The sequence below is a fragment of the Flavobacterium amnicola genome (assembly GCF_004122165.1).
GTDB lineage: Bacteria > Bacteroidota > Bacteroidia > Flavobacteriales > Flavobacteriaceae > Flavobacterium > Flavobacterium amnicola.
Map to the genome: position 1 here is coordinate 143,981 of NZ_SBKO01000001.1, position 15,513 is coordinate 159,493.

The 15,513-nt window shown below is 34.2% G+C and carries 14 protein-coding genes; 6 read left to right on the top strand and 8 right to left on the bottom strand.

Annotated features, from left to right (window positions below; translation table 11 throughout):
* Positions 1–127: 127 nt before the first annotated feature.
* Complete coding sequence (locus EQG63_RS00665) at positions 128–2,152, top strand: hypothetical protein (protein ID WP_129433244.1); 2,025 nt, start codon at positions 128–130, stop codon at positions 2,150–2,152.
* A 1-nt stretch (position 2,153) separates the two neighbouring features.
* Here the strand turns inward: EQG63_RS00665 and EQG63_RS00670 are convergent, their stop codons facing one another.
* Positions 2,154–2,480, bottom strand: a complete 327-nt coding sequence (locus EQG63_RS00670; RefSeq protein WP_129433247.1) for a hypothetical protein — start codon at positions 2,478–2,480, stop codon at positions 2,154–2,156.
* Positions 2,481–2,508: 28 nt separating this feature from the next.
* Here EQG63_RS00670 and EQG63_RS12200 point away from each other — a divergent pair, with 28 nt between their 5' ends.
* The 5 genes from EQG63_RS12200 (at position 2,509) to EQG63_RS00690 (ending at position 7,621) form a co-directional block, all read left to right on the top strand.
* A complete protein-coding gene (locus EQG63_RS12200; protein WP_164974431.1) occupies positions 2,509–2,685 on the top strand; it encodes a DUF5522 domain-containing protein in 177 nt (58 codons plus the stop codon).
* A gap of 60 nt (positions 2,686–2,745) precedes the next feature.
* Positions 2,746–4,731: a urocanate hydratase gene (locus tag EQG63_RS00675; protein WP_129433250.1), complete on the top strand. Its 1,986-nt coding sequence runs from the start codon at positions 2,746–2,748 to the stop codon at positions 4,729–4,731.
* A gap of 66 nt (positions 4,732–4,797) precedes the next feature.
* Complete coding sequence (locus EQG63_RS00680; protein WP_129433252.1) at positions 4,798–5,319, top strand: DUF4136 domain-containing protein; 522 nt, start codon at positions 4,798–4,800, stop codon at positions 5,317–5,319.
* A 97-nt stretch (positions 5,320–5,416) separates the two neighbouring features.
* The gene (locus tag EQG63_RS00685; protein ID WP_129433255.1) at positions 5,417–5,800 is read left to right on the top strand and encodes a group III truncated hemoglobin; all 384 of its coding nucleotides are present in this window, start codon (positions 5,417–5,419) and stop codon (positions 5,798–5,800) included.
* Positions 5,801–5,863: 63 nt separating this feature from the next.
* On the top strand, positions 5,864–7,621 hold the full coding sequence (locus EQG63_RS00690) for an aromatic amino acid hydroxylase (protein ID WP_129433258.1): 1,758 nt from the start codon (positions 5,864–5,866) through the stop codon (positions 7,619–7,621).
* Between the two features lie 35 nt (positions 7,622–7,656).
* Here EQG63_RS00690 and EQG63_RS00695 read toward each other — a convergent pair whose 3' ends face one another.
* The 7 genes from EQG63_RS00695 to EQG63_RS00725 all read right to left on the bottom strand — a co-directional run bounded on the left by EQG63_RS00695 (position 7,657) and on the right by EQG63_RS00725 (position 15,442).
* Complete coding sequence (locus EQG63_RS00695) at positions 7,657–8,268, bottom strand: DUF4230 domain-containing protein (protein WP_129433261.1); 612 nt, start codon at positions 8,266–8,268, stop codon at positions 7,657–7,659.
* A gap of 111 nt (positions 8,269–8,379) precedes the next feature.
* Positions 8,380–8,661, bottom strand: a complete 282-nt coding sequence (locus EQG63_RS00700; RefSeq protein WP_129433264.1) for a hypothetical protein — start codon at positions 8,659–8,661, stop codon at positions 8,380–8,382.
* A 164-nt stretch (positions 8,662–8,825) separates the two neighbouring features.
* Complete coding sequence (locus EQG63_RS00705) at positions 8,826–9,476, bottom strand: response regulator transcription factor (protein ID WP_129433267.1); 651 nt, start codon at positions 9,474–9,476, stop codon at positions 8,826–8,828.
* A gap of 4 nt (positions 9,477–9,480) precedes the next feature.
* Positions 9,481–11,409: a tetratricopeptide repeat-containing sensor histidine kinase gene (locus EQG63_RS00710; RefSeq protein ID WP_129433270.1), complete on the bottom strand. Its 1,929-nt coding sequence runs from the start codon at positions 11,407–11,409 to the stop codon at positions 9,481–9,483.
* Positions 11,410–11,414: 5 nt separating this feature from the next.
* Positions 11,415–13,307 carry a tetratricopeptide repeat-containing sensor histidine kinase gene (locus tag EQG63_RS00715; protein WP_164974432.1) on the bottom strand — a complete coding sequence of 631 codons (1,893 nt, stop codon included), beginning with the start codon at positions 13,305–13,307 and terminating at the stop codon, positions 11,415–11,417.
* 105 nt (positions 13,308–13,412) lie between these two features.
* Positions 13,413–13,940 (bottom strand): DUF6252 family protein, encoded by a 528-nt coding sequence (locus tag EQG63_RS00720; RefSeq protein WP_129433276.1) that lies wholly within the window; start codon positions 13,938–13,940, stop codon positions 13,413–13,415.
* A gap of 92 nt (positions 13,941–14,032) precedes the next feature.
* Positions 14,033–15,442: a PD40 domain-containing protein gene (locus tag EQG63_RS00725; protein ID WP_129433279.1), complete on the bottom strand. Its 1,410-nt coding sequence runs from the start codon at positions 15,440–15,442 to the stop codon at positions 14,033–14,035.
* Between the last annotated feature and the right edge of the window lie 71 nt (positions 15,443–15,513).

The following is a 15,513-nucleotide window of genomic DNA, read 5'->3' on the forward strand; positions in this document are numbered from 1 at the left end:
AACATTCAAAGAGCTTTTTTTTTTACAAAATTCACAACAAACCGTATTTCATCGATACAAATTGCATTTAAACCCATTTTTTTTTTATATTTAGCGCAAATTAAATTTCATAAATAAAGCAATTACTATGAAACAAAAAATACTTTTTATTAAACTATTAATCGCATTCACAACTACAATTAATGCTCAAGTAGGGGTTGGTACAGTTTCACCAAATGCCGCATTAGACATCACTAGCACTAATGATGGAGTACTTATTCCAAGGATTGCATTAACAGCAACCAATGTGGCAACGGTTGTAACTCCAACAACATCAGAATTAGTATACAATACAGCATCTGCTGGAGCTGGAGTAAACGCTGTAACACCAGGATTCTATTACTGGAATGGATCACTATGGGTAAGAATAGACACAACAGGTAATGATTGGGCAACAACAGGTAACAATGGAACAACTGCCGGAACCAATTATATTGGTACAACAGATGCACAAGACTTACGATTTAAAACACAAGGAACTGACCGATTAAACCTTTCAAATACAAACGGTCAGCTTCAATCATATTATGGAGGTGCTGCAGGAACACCTGCCTATTCTTGGAACTCTGATCCAGACACAGGAATGTTACACCCAGCTGTAAACGAATTAAGTTTATCAACGAATGGACTAGAAAGATTGCGAATAAATCCGAACGGAGCTGTAGGAATTGGAACAGCTACACCGCAAGGAGCTCTTGATGTTGCTGCTGGTACAAATAACTATGGATTTGTAGCTCCTCGCGTAGCATTAACTGCAACTAATGCACAAGCACCTGTAACAAATCCTCAAACTGGAGTTATCCCAGCAGGAACAGTTGTATACAATACAGCAACCGTAGCTGCAGGAATTAATAGTGTAGCTCCTGGTTTATATTTTTGGAATGGCACAAGATGGGTAGCTTTTGCAGGTTCACCTGGTGGACTAGACTGGACACTAACTGGAAATTCTTTTACTACCCCAGGAACATATGCAGCTCCAGGTACAGATTATCTTGGAACAAGCGACAACACAGCACTTCACATTGATACAAATGGATTACCAAGGATAAGAGTTTCAGCTGCTGGAAATGTGGGAATTGGTCAATCATCAGTAACAACCACAAGACTTATCCTCGATGCAATCCCAACAACAGATAGTGCTTTAAGAGCACAAAGTACTGGATCTAATAGTGGTTCAATTATAGCAACTGCTTCTATTTCAAATACTGCCCCAACCTACGCAAATGCTTTAATCGCATATAGTGACCAAGTAGCTTCAGTAGCATCCCCTAATTTTGGAATAAGAGCAGCTTCGGGTGGTTCTTCCTTTATAGGTCCAGTTGCACAGCAAAATATTGCGATTGGTGCAAACGCAACCAATTTAGCATTCTATGGTATTACTGAAGGTACAACAGATGCCAACAGAAGAGCAGCTGAATTTAGAACTAATGACGCAGGTTCATCAACAGACAATGATGCAAATGACCCAATAGCCTATTTAGCCGGATATGATGACAATGTAGATGTTGACTTCACAGCGGGTACTGCAAATAGAGATTTAAAATATGGCGGTTACTTTTATGGTGGTAATACCAATGCATTTGCATATGTAGGAGTTCGCTTGTCATCAAACTTTGGTGGTTCTTCAAATTATAAAATCTTAGGTCCTGGAACCGTATCTACAATTGTATCAAGTGACAAATCAAATGATTCAAAAAAAATTATGTTTGCACCAGAAGCGCCAGAAGTCTTATTTGAAGATTACGGAACAGCAAGTTTAGTAAATGGTATTGCCGAAATTAAAATAGATCCAATTTTTGCCAAAAATATTTATGTAGATGAAAAAAGACCTTTAAAAGTTTTTATTCAATTAGAAGGAGATTGTAATGGCGTTTATGTAACCAATAAATCTAAAAATGGATTTACTGTTAAAGAATTACAAAACGGAAGATCTAATGTTTCATTCTCATGGCACATTGTAGGAAACAGAGCAGATGAAGTTGAAGCCAATGGAGAAAAAACAAATTATCAAGCATTGAGATTTCCTGATGCCCCAATTAAAGCTAAAGAATTCCCAATGGAATCTAAATCATTGAAAAAAGAAACTATTGATTCTCAAAAACCAATCAAATAAATCATAAAAATTTTAAAAACCTCCAAAAAGACCTCTGCTTTAAATAGTCGGGGTCTTTTTCGTTTTGGTAGGCTTCCCGCTCAAATGATATGTTATGATAAGCCGTTCTTCTATTTTTATATTGCACCAAACGAACTAAAAATTCAAGACCATACCAAATAAAAAAGGGCAACACTAACATTTCTATTTGTTGCCGGATATGGATACGCTCGTGATTTACAAAACGTGGATTTTGTTTATCATTTTTATCTACCAAAAATACAAAAGGATAAAAAGTAATCCCTCGAAAGCCCTTTGGCGTTAAATATTTAAAAACAATTAAAATCATATCCCACAAAGTTGTTAAATTTGTCGTTATGAACAATGCGCTAAACCCAAATAATTTAAAAGAAGGGGAAGATTTTTACTACACCCCCGAAGGTTATAAATGTTTTACAGAAAAATACCACTTAAAAAGAGGCTATTGCTGTAAAAGTGGTTGTCGCCACTGTCCTTATGGATTTGATAAAAAAACAAACACGATTAAAAAATAAGTTGATTTGAAAATATTAAACTATTCAAATTAACAGATAACTGAATAACCAAACATTACAATGACATTTCAAGAACTAATACAACAAGGAATTCCTTCTGTTTTACCGCAAGCAAAACCTTACGAAACCAATATAAACCACGCACCAAAACGTAAAGAAATACTTTCGGAAGAGGAAAAAAAATTAGCCTTAAAAAATGCACTTCGCTATTTTGATGCCAGACATCACGCCGAATTAATTCCAGAATTTAAAGAGGAATTAAATACATTCGGACGCATTTATATGTATCGTTTTCGTCCTGATTATGAAATGAAAGCGCGAGCAATTTCCGATTATCCAGGGAAAAGCGAACAAGCCAAAGCCATTATGCTAATGATCCAAAATAATTTGGATTATGCTGTAGCGCAACACCCACATGAATTGATTACATATGGTGGTAACGGAGGTGTGTTTAGCAATTGGGCACAATACTTACTAACCATGAAGTATTTGGCAGAAATGACCAATGAGCAAACTTTGGTCATGTATTCTGGACATCCAATGGGACTATTCCCTTCTCATAAAGACGCTCCAAGAGTGGTGGTCACTAACGGAATGATGATTCCGAATTATTCGAAACCAGACGATTGGGAAAAATTCAATGCTTTAGGGGTAACACAATATGGACAAATGACTGCCGGAAGTTATATGTACATTGGCCCACAAGGAATTGTACATGGCACTACCATCACCGTTTTAAATGGGTTCCGAAAAATTAAAAAATCACCAACGGGAGGTTTATTTGTAACATCAGGATTAGGTGGAATGTCAGGCGCTCAACCCAAAGCTGGAAATATTGCAGGTTGCGTTACTGTTTGCGCCGAAGTAAATCCAAAAATCACTAAAATCCGTCACGAGCAAGGATGGATCAACGAAATTGTAACAGATATTACTCTTTTAGTTGCTCGAGTTCGTAAAGCACTAGATAATAAAGAAGTCGTTTCAATAGCTTACTTAGGAAACGTAGTTGATGTTTGGGAACGCTTTGATCAAGAAAACTTACATATCGATCTGGGATCCGATCAAACTTCGCTGCACAATCCGTGGGCTGGTGGCTACTACCCTACTGGTTTCTCTTTCGAAGAAGCGAATGATATGATGGCTTCTAATCCGGAGCAATTTAAGTCAGAAGTTCAAAAAACATTACGTCGTCATGCAGCAGCTATTAATAAACACACAGCAAAAGGAACGTATTTCTTTGATTATGGAAATGCCTTTTTACTGGAAGCGTCTCGCGCAGGTGCCGATGTGATGGCTGAAAATCAAACATTAGGTCGCGAATTTAAATATCCTTCGTATGTACAAGATATTATGGGGCCGATGTGTTTCGATTACGGATTTGGCCCTTTCCGTTGGGTTTGTACTTCTGGAAAACCAGAAGATTTAGCCAAAACAGATGCTATTGCTTGTCAGGTATTAGAAGAAATGATGCGGAATTCTCCTTCAGAAATTCAACAACAAATGCAAGACAACATTACTTGGATTAAAGGCGCTCAAGAAAACAAATTAGTAGTGGGCTCACAAGCGCGTATATTATATGCCGATGCAGAAGGGCGAATGAAAATAGCAGCAGCTTTCAATAAAGCCATCGCCAACAATGAAATTGGTCCTGTAGTATTAGGCCGTGACCATCATGATGTTTCTGGAACCGATTCACCGTATCGTGAAACGTCTAATATTTATGACGGTTCCCGCTTTACAGCTGATATGGCCATACACAACGTAATTGGAGACAGTTTCCGAGGAGCTACTTGGGTTTCCATCCACAATGGCGGTGGTGTTGGCTGGGGTGAAGTAATCAACGGTGGATTCGGAATGTTATTAGACGGTTCAGAAGATGCTGACAGACGCTTAAAATCGATGCTGTTTTGGGATGTGAACAACGGAATCTCTCGTAGAAGCTGGGCACGAAATGAAGGAGCTATTTTTGCTATCAAACGCGCTATGGAAGTTGAGCCTTTGCTACAAGTTACCTTACCTAATTTGGTTGATGAAAATCTATTATAATTACAATTGTTAAAAATTTATTTTGGTATACATTTTGATGTAACTTTATATATTAAATTATTTAAAATGAAGACATTAAAATTATTATCGTTGTTCGGATTATTTATATTGACCGCTTGTAGCTCGGTATATGTGAATACTGACTATGACAAAAAAGCTAATTTTAGTAGCTATAAAACCTATGCTTTCTTAAAAAGCGGCATTGATAAAGCTGAAATTTCCGATTTGGATAAAAAACGCATTTTGTATGCGATTGATGACGCTATGGCTGCTAAAGGATTTACCAAATCAGAAAACCCAGACATCTTAATCAGTATTTTTACTAAAGAAAGAGAGCGTGTAGACATGTACCAAAGTTATAGCTTCGGTTGGGGCTGGAATCCTTGGTGGGGTATGAATTATAACAGACCTGTTACCACCACGGAAGGCACTTTACTCATAGATGTTTTGGATGCCAAATCCAAAGAATTAGTTTGGCAAGGAAAAGGCTCAGGATATCTGACCCAAAATGTAGATAAAAAAGATGCTCGGATTGCGGAATTTGTCACCAAAATTCTAGAAAAATATCCGCCGCAACCCCAGAAATAAAGCAGACTCCGATTCGTCGGAGTTTTTTTTATTTACCTAACATCTATCATATTTTTTGAATAGAGTTCTCATAACTTTGTATTGAAATTCGTTTCTAATGAAAGACATTCAAAATCTTGACGATATACAACTGATGGTGAACAACTTTTACGAAAAAGTAAAAACAGACACCCTTATTGGACCCGTTTTTAATGGCGCAATTAACGATTGGCAACCGCATTTAAACAAAATGTATGGCTTTTGGGAAACCGTCTTACTGGACGTTCATTCCTATTCTGGTAGTCCGTTTCTGCCACACGCCAAAATGCCCTTAGAACAAATTCATTTCGAACGTTGGTTGCACTTATTTTTCCAAACAATAGATTCTTTATTCGAAGGAGAAAAAGCTGAAGAAGCAAAATGGCGTGCCGAAAAAATGGCAGAAATGTTTCATCATAAAATTGAATATTTTAAAAAATCAAGACAAAAACCGTTAATCTAAAAATGAATTGCAAAGCGAATAAACATTTTGTAATTTTACCCTGAATAACAATACCCCAATATTATGGAAGCTCAATTTGAAAGCAACCCACTTATAGACCGATTACCTCAGCATTTAAAGCAATTTATCAAACCACAGGATTATGCGGATTACAGTCCAATCAATCAAGCGGTTTGGCGATATGTAATGCGCAAAAATGTAGATTATTTGGGCACCGTAGCCCATGATTCTTATTTGGATGGGTTAAAAAAAACTGGTCTAGAAATTGATTCCATTCCGAATATGTACGGTATGAACCGTATTCTAAAGGAAATCGGATGGGCAGCCGTTGCCGTTGATGGATTTATTCCACCGAGTGCTTTTATGGAGTTTCAAGCCTACAATGTATTGGTGATTGCTTGCGATATCCGTCAATTAGAACATATTGAATACACACCCGCTCCAGATATTATTCATGAAGGTGCTGGACACGCCCCTATTATTGCCAATCCAGAATATGCGGAATATTTGAGACGTTTTGGCGAAATTGGCTGTAAAGCCATATCCTCAGCAAGAGATTACGAATTATATGAAGCCATTCGATTGCTTTCTATATTAAAAGAAGCAGAAGATACTCCTGAAGCCGACATCAAAAAAGCAGAAGAACAAGTCGATTTCTTGCAAAACAATATGGGCGAATTATCAGAGATGTCCAAAATAAGAAACCTACACTGGTGGACTGTTGAATATGGATTAATTGGTTCTGTAGAAGACCCAAAAATATATGGTGCTGGCTTACTTTCTTCCATTGGTGAAAGTGCTTGGTGTATGACCGATAATGTCAAAAAGATTCCTTATGATATTTCAGCAGCGGACCAAAGTTTTGACATTACAAAACCGCAACCACAGCTTTATGTTACTCCTGATTTTGCTCATTTGAGTTCGGTTTTAGAACAATTTGCCAATAAAATGGCATTGCGTACTGGAGGTTTAAGCAGTATTAAAAAATTAATCAATTCTAATGCCTTAGGTACCATCGAATTGAGCACTGGACTACAAATATCTGGTGTATTCACCAATGTAATCGAAAATGAAGGAGCGCCTGTTTATATACAAACTACTGGAAAAACAGCCTTAGCTTATAGAGAAAAAGAATTGGTAGGACACGGAACCACTACACATGCAGAAGGTTTTGGCTCCCCTATCGGAAAATTAAAAGGCATCAATTTAGCCATTGAAGATATGAGTCCGCGCGATTTAAAAGCCTACGATATTTATGAAGGCGAACAAATCACTTTAGAATTTGAAGGGGATATAAAAATCACTGGAGAAATTGTAACCGGCACTCGTAACTTACAAGGTAAAATTCTATTAATCAAGTTTAAAAACTGTACGGTAACCCACAGAGAAAAAGTGTTGTTCCAACCGGAATGGGGTATTTATGACATGGCCGTAGGGAAAGAAGTAATTTCTGGTTTTTCTGGTCCAGCCGATGTTAATAGTTTTGACATGATTGATCATGTTCCTTCTTCCAAAACGATCAAACAAAAGAAATCGGCAGCAAGAGAAGAATTAGAAAATTTATACCGAAACATTCGAAATATTCGCGAGAATAAACCGACTGAAATTACTCTTAAAGAAGCTTTTGGAGCTGTAAGCAGTAATCATCCAAACGATTGGTTATTATCGGTTGAAATTGCTGAATTAACACACAAAAACAACGATAACGAGTTTACAGACAAAGTGGTCAACCATTTAGAGAATCTGAAACTACGCCGACCAGAAGTGGCTCATTTAATCACTAATGGATTGGATTTAATTTTCGATAAAGTATCCGCATAAACACAAAAAAGGCTTTCCAATGGAAAGCCTTTTTATTATAATTGAAATTCTTTTTCCGAGTGTATTTCGTTGCCTTTATATTCGACCTTCCACCCTACAGAATGGGTCACTAGAAGTATTTTAGACAATTCACTAATTAATCTATTTTTTGCATTGGACTTCAACGTCGATTTCTCGATTTTTTTAGTCAAATCAATTTTTACTTTCTTGGTGATATTGTTTAAATCGGCACCAGTTAACGCATTGAATTTACTTTGCTGAATGTCATAATATTGAATATCCGGACTGATTTTTATTTCTTCTTTTGGAATGGAAACAATGCGAATTGTTTTGTTTTTTTCATCAATTTCATATTTCATCTGACGTAAATCATACATCACTGTGGCATCAGAATTCACCACCACAATGACTTTTTTATCAAAAGAAACCAATCCACCAAAATAGGAATCCTTATCTTTAAAAGTTAACACTTGTGAATAATGACCTTCTGTCACTACTAACTTTCCAACACTTTTAATTTGTTCTTGAATAAGGTTCGAATTGTATTCGGTACTACTTTCCTTATCGCCTGTAAAATATTTATAGGTAAAAAAAGCTAATATTAAAAAAAGCAAGCCGAAAAAAAGTTTTTTGTATAAGTGTATCATATCGAAATTATCAAAGCATAAATATAAAGAAAACAAGCTTTATTTTTTCGGATGACTACTTTAATTCTGACAAAATATAGCAACTATTTTGATCACTAACTATTTCTTTTTTTACTCTCTAAATTTTAGAAGTATTTCTTGTAAATGGAGTATTTCTTTACAAATGATCAAAATTTGATTGTGAAGATTCGCATTGGATTCATCGGCAATAACAACCTTTTGATTGAGAATTGTATTATGATAGGTTTGAGAATTGATATTATCACTTAATCTTTCTAAATAACTCCTTTTTTGTTTTATCTGTTTTTGAGTTATGACATAGATATAACAAGCTAGTATAGAAGCACCTAAAACTACAATAGCAATTAGCCATTTTAAGAAAAATAAGCTCATTACTTAAAATAATTTATCAATAAAATTAAATTAAGTAAAAGCATAATGACAACAACAACATACGCAATCGTTTTTATTGTAACTCTCATAAATTAGCAATTAGATTGTTACAAATATGGGAAGATTACTAACGCCGGTAAATACGTAGAATTACGTATTTTTAGTTAAATGATGTTATTGTTTTTTGCTTTTTGAATAGCTTCTAACTTGTTATGCACCTGAAGTTTGGTGTAGATATTTTCGATATGTTTTCGTACAGTACCAACAGAAAGGAAGAGATTTTCGGCAATAATATTATAGGTTAATCCTTTACTCAATTGTTCCAGAACTTCTATTTCACGAACAGAAAGATTAATTTCTTCCGTTTTTATAGAATTGTCCTCAAATACAATAGGATTTCTAAATAATTTTAGTGTTTTTAACGCTATTGACGGCGTCATCGTTGCGCCGCCATTAAGTGTTTCAATAATTCCTTGATGTAAATCTTTAGGACTGACTTCTTTTAACAAATAGCCATCTGCTCCGGCTTTTATTGATTTAAAGATATTTTCATCGTTATCAAAAACGGTCAACATTATAATTTTTATGTGTGGGTATCTGGATTTTACCATTTCGGTAGCCTCAACACCATTCATAGTTGGCATTTCGATATCCATTAAAATCATATCTATATTATGATTCTTTGTCAATTTATCTAGTAGATCTTGACCATGAATTGCTTTAAGTCGTATGTCAACATCCTCAAAAAAGTCAAGCTTATCTTGAGTTGCTTTTAATAAAAAACTATTATCGTCTACTAATCCTACTCGTATCATTGTGCTATTTTTTTATTGAGATCAAAATTATTGTGCCTTGGTTTATTACTGACTGAAGCGAAAAATCACCACCAATATCAGAAATTCTTTTTTCCATATTAAACAACCCGTTTCCTCTGTTTATTTGAGCCAAATCAAATCCTTTTCCATTGTCTTTAATTTGTATTTGTATTTGATTTCCGATCTCATTTACATTAATACTGATTTTGGTTGCATCGGAATACTTTACGGCATTGTTTACTGCTTCCTGTGTGGTCCTATAAATATTGACCCAAACCAGAGACGTCAATTTCACCTCTTTTAAGCCTTCATCAATATTAAAATCAAAAGCAATAGTTTCTTGTGCGATTCTCGCATTATCTAAAAAATTGAGAATTCGAACGCGTAAATCATCAAATACAATTTCATTCGTATTCATGGCCCAAATGGTATCTCGTAATTCGGTAATGGTTGATTTAGTAAAATTAGAAATTTGAGAAAGTTTCGTTTCTGCTTTGGGGTTTGTATTTCCTATTCCGTATTTTAAATTTTCAACCGAAGAAATAATAAAAGTAAGTTGTGAGCCAATATTATCGTGTAAATCGCGAGAAATAGACAAACGCTGTTCTTGCAATTCATTTTGGGATTCAATTTTCCCTAAAGCCGATTTTAACTCAAATTCTTGTTTTTGTTGTTTGTTTTTGATTTTTTGTTGACGTAAGAACAGAAAACCTAATACACCCATAAAAACCGCTAATACAAGTGCTCCAAAGATAAAAAATCTTGAATTTTTAAGGGCTATGTCTTTTTCAAGCAATGCTTTTTCCTTTTTGGCCGTTTGGTATTTAGATTCCAATTCATTTGTCTGTTTACCAACCGTTAATTCAATTATCTTATCTTGCAATTTCATAGAAGCATTACTATAATAACTAACGCTATCAGGCTGGTTCAAATACCCAAAGGTTTGTACAAAATATTGATATGTTTGCAATAATTCTAATTTATAAACCTCATCGTTTGTATAATCCTTTTTTAGTTGCAACAATAAAGTTTTAGCCTCATTATACTTTTTACTTTTTAGTAAACTGCTTATCTTGTTAAAACTATAACTGGTATCATCTTTCGTTTTCTTTATTTTTGATAATAATTTTTCGGTTTGTTGAATTATTTTTTCAGCTTCCTTATTTTTATTTTGATCATTTTTAATTTTTGAGATATTATTTAAAGCAGCAACAAGGGTAATATTGTTTGATGTTTTTTTAGACATCTCTATGCTTTTATTATAATATTTCAAAGCATTTATTGTGTCTTTTGACCTTAATTTTATGTTTCCCAAAGTCAAATACGAACTAGTCAAACCATTATATTGCTTATTTATTTTCTGAAATTCAATTGCTTTATTAATATATTTTGATGCTTTTTCATAATTTTTTAAATCTAAAAAAAGTTCCGCTATATTCGCATTTGTTAACGATACAACTTCTTGATTATTGATTTTTTCAAAATAATCTACGGCCTCCAAATACGATTTGAGTGCAAGTTCTTTTTTATTCTCTTTGTTATAAATACTGGCCAAATTGATGGAAACTTTTGCCATTCCAACTTTATCATTTCTTTTCTTTCGAATAGCGTATGCAGACAAATAATTTTTCCTTGAAGAAGCAAAATCACTTTTTCTAAAATAAACTGCACCAACATCACTATATACTTGTGCAATTAAAGTGGAATCTTTTAGTTTCGTAGCTTCAATTATTGCCTTGTTACCATACACTAATGCAGAATCGATCGAAACATTTGAATAATACCATGTTAAATCAGAATAGATAGTGGCCTTTTTTTTCTCATCGGGATTTAATTGCAAATCCTTTTTCAAAGCATCAATAATATCCTGTGCATTTTGAGAAAAACTCATAATTGGCAACAAAACACATAAAAACAAAATTATTTTTTTCATGAACTTTAAATTAAGATTTTTACAGAAGTCCCATTATTAGCTATTGACTTTATCTCAAATTTTCCTCCTATTTCAGTAATTCTTTTTTCCATATTAAACAAGCCATTTCCTTTGTTTACTTCTGCCATATTAAATCCTTTCCCGTTGTCTTGAATTTGTATTTGTATTTGATTTCCTATTTCATTCACACGAATACTTATTTTGGTTGCATCAGAATACTTTATTGCATTGTTAACTGCCTCTTGTGTGGTTCTATAAATATTAACCCAAACCAATGAGGTCAATTTCACCTCTTTTAAGCCTTCATCAATATTAAAATCAAAATCGATAGTTTCTTGTGCTATTCTTGCATTATCTAAAAAATTGAGAATTCGAACACGTAAATCATCAAAAACAATTTCATTCGTATTCATGGCCCAAATGGTATCACGTAATTCGGTAATGGTTGATTTAGTAAAATTGGAAATTTGAGAAAGTTTCGTTTCTGCTTTCTGGTTAGAATTACCAATTCCGAATTTTAAATTTTCGATTGAAGAAATGACAAAAGTAAGTTGTGAGCCAATATTATCATGTAAATCGCGAGAAATAGACAAGCGTTGTTCTTGCAATTCATTTTGGGATTCGATTTTTGCAATTGCAGTTCGCAATTCGAATTCTTGCTTCTGTTGACTATTTCGAGCTTTTTGTTGACGAACAAATAAATATCCAATTAGCGCTATAAAACCTGCAATAAGAGAAGCAATAAGTAGCCAAAGGTTTTTCTTTTTAGTTTCGGCTTCTTTTTGAATTAAAGTATTTTTAGCCAATAGTAATTCTTTTTCTTTTTTCTCTGTTTGGTATTTGGCTTCCATTTCTGCAACTGATTGGATTCTTTCCGAATTGAAAACAGAATCACGTAACTTGATGTACTCTTCTTGAGAAGCGACTATTTTAGTTAAATCCTTTCTTTTTTTATTAAAAATAGACACTTGAAAAAGGTAATCACGCATTTTTTCGGCATTCTTGCTTTTTTGGGCATGTTTTTTCGCCAGAAGAAACATTTTTTCGGCTTTGTCAAAATCGCTTAATTCATAGGCGATTGTGGCTAAATTGGTATAATGTGTGGCTTGATCATAATCATAGTAATTATCGTCTCCATTATTTTTTAAATTATAATCTGTAATCTTAACCGCACGTTTAATCCATTTTTCAGCTTCGTGAAATTTTTTAATTTTCAATAAAGTATTCCCAATATTATTATAAGTAGAATTTATTCCGAGTGTATCTTTCCCTTTAATATATTTAAAAACCATGTGATGATATCGAAGTGCCTCTTTTGCATTTCCCCAATCATCATAGTTTATAGCCACAGCATTTAAATTGGAATAAATTTTTTTCTGATTGGGTTTTTCTTGGGTTAAGTGATAAGCTAGTGCTTTTTTTCCGTAGTACACCCCTTTAGGATAATTCTCAAAATCATGATATGTTAAAGAAAGCATATTATCAAATGTAGCAATCCATCCCTTTTCATTATTTGCTTCTGCGATTTTTATAGCCTCAATAGTAATGGCAATCCCTTTATCATATTCTCCCCTTTTTTTATACAATTTACCTAAATTATAATATGTGGTAAAAAGAGAATTCTTGTTTGGTAAATTTTTGAGTTTTTGAATCGCCAATTTTCCATAATAGGCAGAGCTATCTTGATTACCATAATCCAAATGCCGTGCATTTTTACAAAAAAAATATTCTCCTTCCTCTCCATCCGTTTTGACTAGTTTTTTTGCTTTATTAAAATAATAATCCGACGAATCTTGTGTTTTCGCTAAATAGGCGGCACCTAGCACTTGTTGCAGATTTTGTGCAGAAAATTCACAATTACAAATTATCAAAATCAATAAAAAACCCCTTTTCAACATATTTTTTTGAATAGAAAATAAAACTTTATAAAACACCAATTGCTTACAGTATAAACCATAAGCAATATAGCGCATTTAAATTAAAATTGATTTAACCCATTTGATTTATTGAAAGACTCCTTTGAAAGATCCTTCCGTAACTGTTTTAGTTTCACTTGTATCGCAATTTTCACCATCTTTACCTGTAAAAGAGAAAGTACCTTCGATTTTTGTATCTGAGATTGAAGTCACTACCACTGTTCCAGATACGCCCGAACAAATACCTGTTCCGTAAGCAGCATCACCGGAACCTGGCGTATATGCAATAACAGAATCGGTGGTAGAATCTAAAGTATAGGTACCTGTTGCTGTTACACCATGTAACGTAATTGAGATACTACTGGCTGAAAAATTGGACCCCAAAACTGTAATTATAGTATCTGGTCCTGTACCCATTTTTTGTGCTGTTGCTGAAGAAACACCAAATATCACAGAAGAAAAGGCAGCACCGTTTACTTTGGCTGTAACTACCGAACTGTTTGCCGGAATAGGTGTTGGTGCTGGAGCTGGCGCTGGATCATCATTACTACAAGATGACAAAACAAGTGTTAAAGCTACCATGATACATTTTCCGATGTTAAAGATTTTTTTCATAATTAATTCTGTTTTTAGTTTTTTTTTACTTGACAAAGATTTAGAATTTCAGAGAGTCAATCAATACGTATAATTACGTATTTTGACAATACTTATCTTAAATGTTTTTTTGGAAGAGGAACCGCTTTCATTTGCAAAATTTCATCGACAGAAGTGACATAATATAACTTTTCATTTTTCTCATCATAAAAAGGCTGTCCATCGAAATGTATCGTGTTTATTTTACTTCCCAAATTTATAGGTTCCGACCAATTTTTCCAGGAATCATCAAGACGGTAGGAAACAAAGAGATCATAATTCCCATTGCTACTAAATCCGTTGGAAGCAAACAACAATGTCTTAGAATCGGAGAGTAATTGTGGATTTGATTCTTCTGCAGCCGAATTGATAACTTTTCCCATATTTTGAAGAAAGCCATACGTTCCATCTTCTTTTCGATGGGCATAATACAAGTCTAAACTTCCTTGTGTAAAATCGGTTTCAATGGCCAGGATTAATGTTTTCCCATCGGAAGTCATTGTTGCATCCGAAGTATCGTTGTAATTGTTAAACGCAGCAATTTTTAATTGACCTTGCTTTTCGTATGTTCCATTATTATTTTTAAAAACGGTATAACCAGAATCACCAGTCCCTTTATCATAAATGGCGCCACCACTTAATGCAAAATTTTCATTGATCACTTCTAAGTAATTATAGTTTTCGTTTTGAGAAAATTCAGGTAAAATAGTTGCAGAGTCCCATTTATCATTCCCTAAATAGGTCGTGGCATAAATTTGCTCTTTTTGATTGGTTACTGAAAAATACAATTTCCCATCAGGGCTAACCACTGGGCCAGAAGGCTGCAAATTCCCTAATGATATCACAACTGGAGAGTCTAAATTCTCCAATTCTGGTTTTGAATTGATTTTTGCTTCGATAGGATTTTCCGAATCAGAAATCCCAATGGCATCAATTTGTTTTTGACCCGGAACTAGCGCAAATACAAACTCCACTTTTACCATCGTGATATTTGACATTGGTGCCTCTAAAATTATTCTTTCTATCCCAGGATTTACAGCTTGAGGTACCTCTTGAATTTTTCTTCGTTTTCGACCAAAATAATAACTTCTATCAGTGGTCAATGTAGTTTTATAAACAGGCGTTTTATAGTCGGATTTTCGTCCCCAAACCGCCTCAAATTTTTCTCCATCGGTCGATACAAACACGCGATACACACAACCGGCATTAAGATTTTCGAAAATAGCAATTTGCTTAACGCTTTGTGGTTTTTCAAAACCAACTACTACCACTTCTCTGCCATCTAATGCATTTTTTGGTGACCATCCATTTGGACTATTTCCACATTGCGGCAATGCATCTGGTTTTCCCAAAATACGTTTAATTCCATTTTGCTTTCCTCCCAAATCGGAGGAGAATTTTATTAATTTATGTGCCCACTGCACTTGTTGCGCTTGTGCCGAAAGCATTAGATTAAAAATTATTATAACGAGAACTGGTTTCATACATTCAAAATTTATGGTTTAGTAGAAAAGGGCTATGAAACGAATCACAACCCTCTTCTGAAACAACTAAA

Coding starts and splice junctions, on each gene's coding strand:
- EQG63_RS00665 (WP_129433244.1), top strand. CDS start 128: ATGAAACAAAAAATACTTTTTATTAAACTATTAATCGCATTCACAACT.
- EQG63_RS00670 (WP_129433247.1), bottom strand. CDS start 2,480: ATGATTTTAATTGTTTTTAAATATTTAACGCCAAAGGGCTTTCGAGGG.
- EQG63_RS12200 (WP_164974431.1), top strand. CDS start 2,509: ATGAACAATGCGCTAAACCCAAATAATTTAAAAGAAGGGGAAGATTTT.
- EQG63_RS00675 (WP_129433250.1), top strand. CDS start 2,746: ATGACATTTCAAGAACTAATACAACAAGGAATTCCTTCTGTTTTACCG.
- EQG63_RS00680 (WP_129433252.1), top strand. CDS start 4,798: ATGAAGACATTAAAATTATTATCGTTGTTCGGATTATTTATATTGACC.
- EQG63_RS00685 (WP_129433255.1), top strand. CDS start 5,417: ATGAAAGACATTCAAAATCTTGACGATATACAACTGATGGTGAACAAC.
- EQG63_RS00690 (WP_129433258.1), top strand. CDS start 5,864: ATGGAAGCTCAATTTGAAAGCAACCCACTTATAGACCGATTACCTCAG.
- EQG63_RS00695 (WP_129433261.1), bottom strand. CDS start 8,268: ATGATACACTTATACAAAAAACTTTTTTTCGGCTTGCTTTTTTTAATA.
- EQG63_RS00700 (WP_129433264.1), bottom strand. CDS start 8,661: ATGAGCTTATTTTTCTTAAAATGGCTAATTGCTATTGTAGTTTTAGGT.
- EQG63_RS00705 (WP_129433267.1), bottom strand. CDS start 9,476: ATGATACGAGTAGGATTAGTAGACGATAATAGTTTTTTATTAAAAGCA.
- EQG63_RS00710 (WP_129433270.1), bottom strand. CDS start 11,409: ATGAAAAAAATAATTTTGTTTTTATGTGTTTTGTTGCCAATTATGAGT.
- EQG63_RS00715 (WP_164974432.1), bottom strand. CDS start 13,307: ATGTTGAAAAGGGGTTTTTTATTGATTTTGATAATTTGTAATTGTGAA.
- EQG63_RS00720 (WP_129433276.1), bottom strand. CDS start 13,940: ATGAAAAAAATCTTTAACATCGGAAAATGTATCATGGTAGCTTTAACA.
- EQG63_RS00725 (WP_129433279.1), bottom strand. CDS start 15,442: ATGAAACCAGTTCTCGTTATAATAATTTTTAATCTAATGCTTTCGGCA.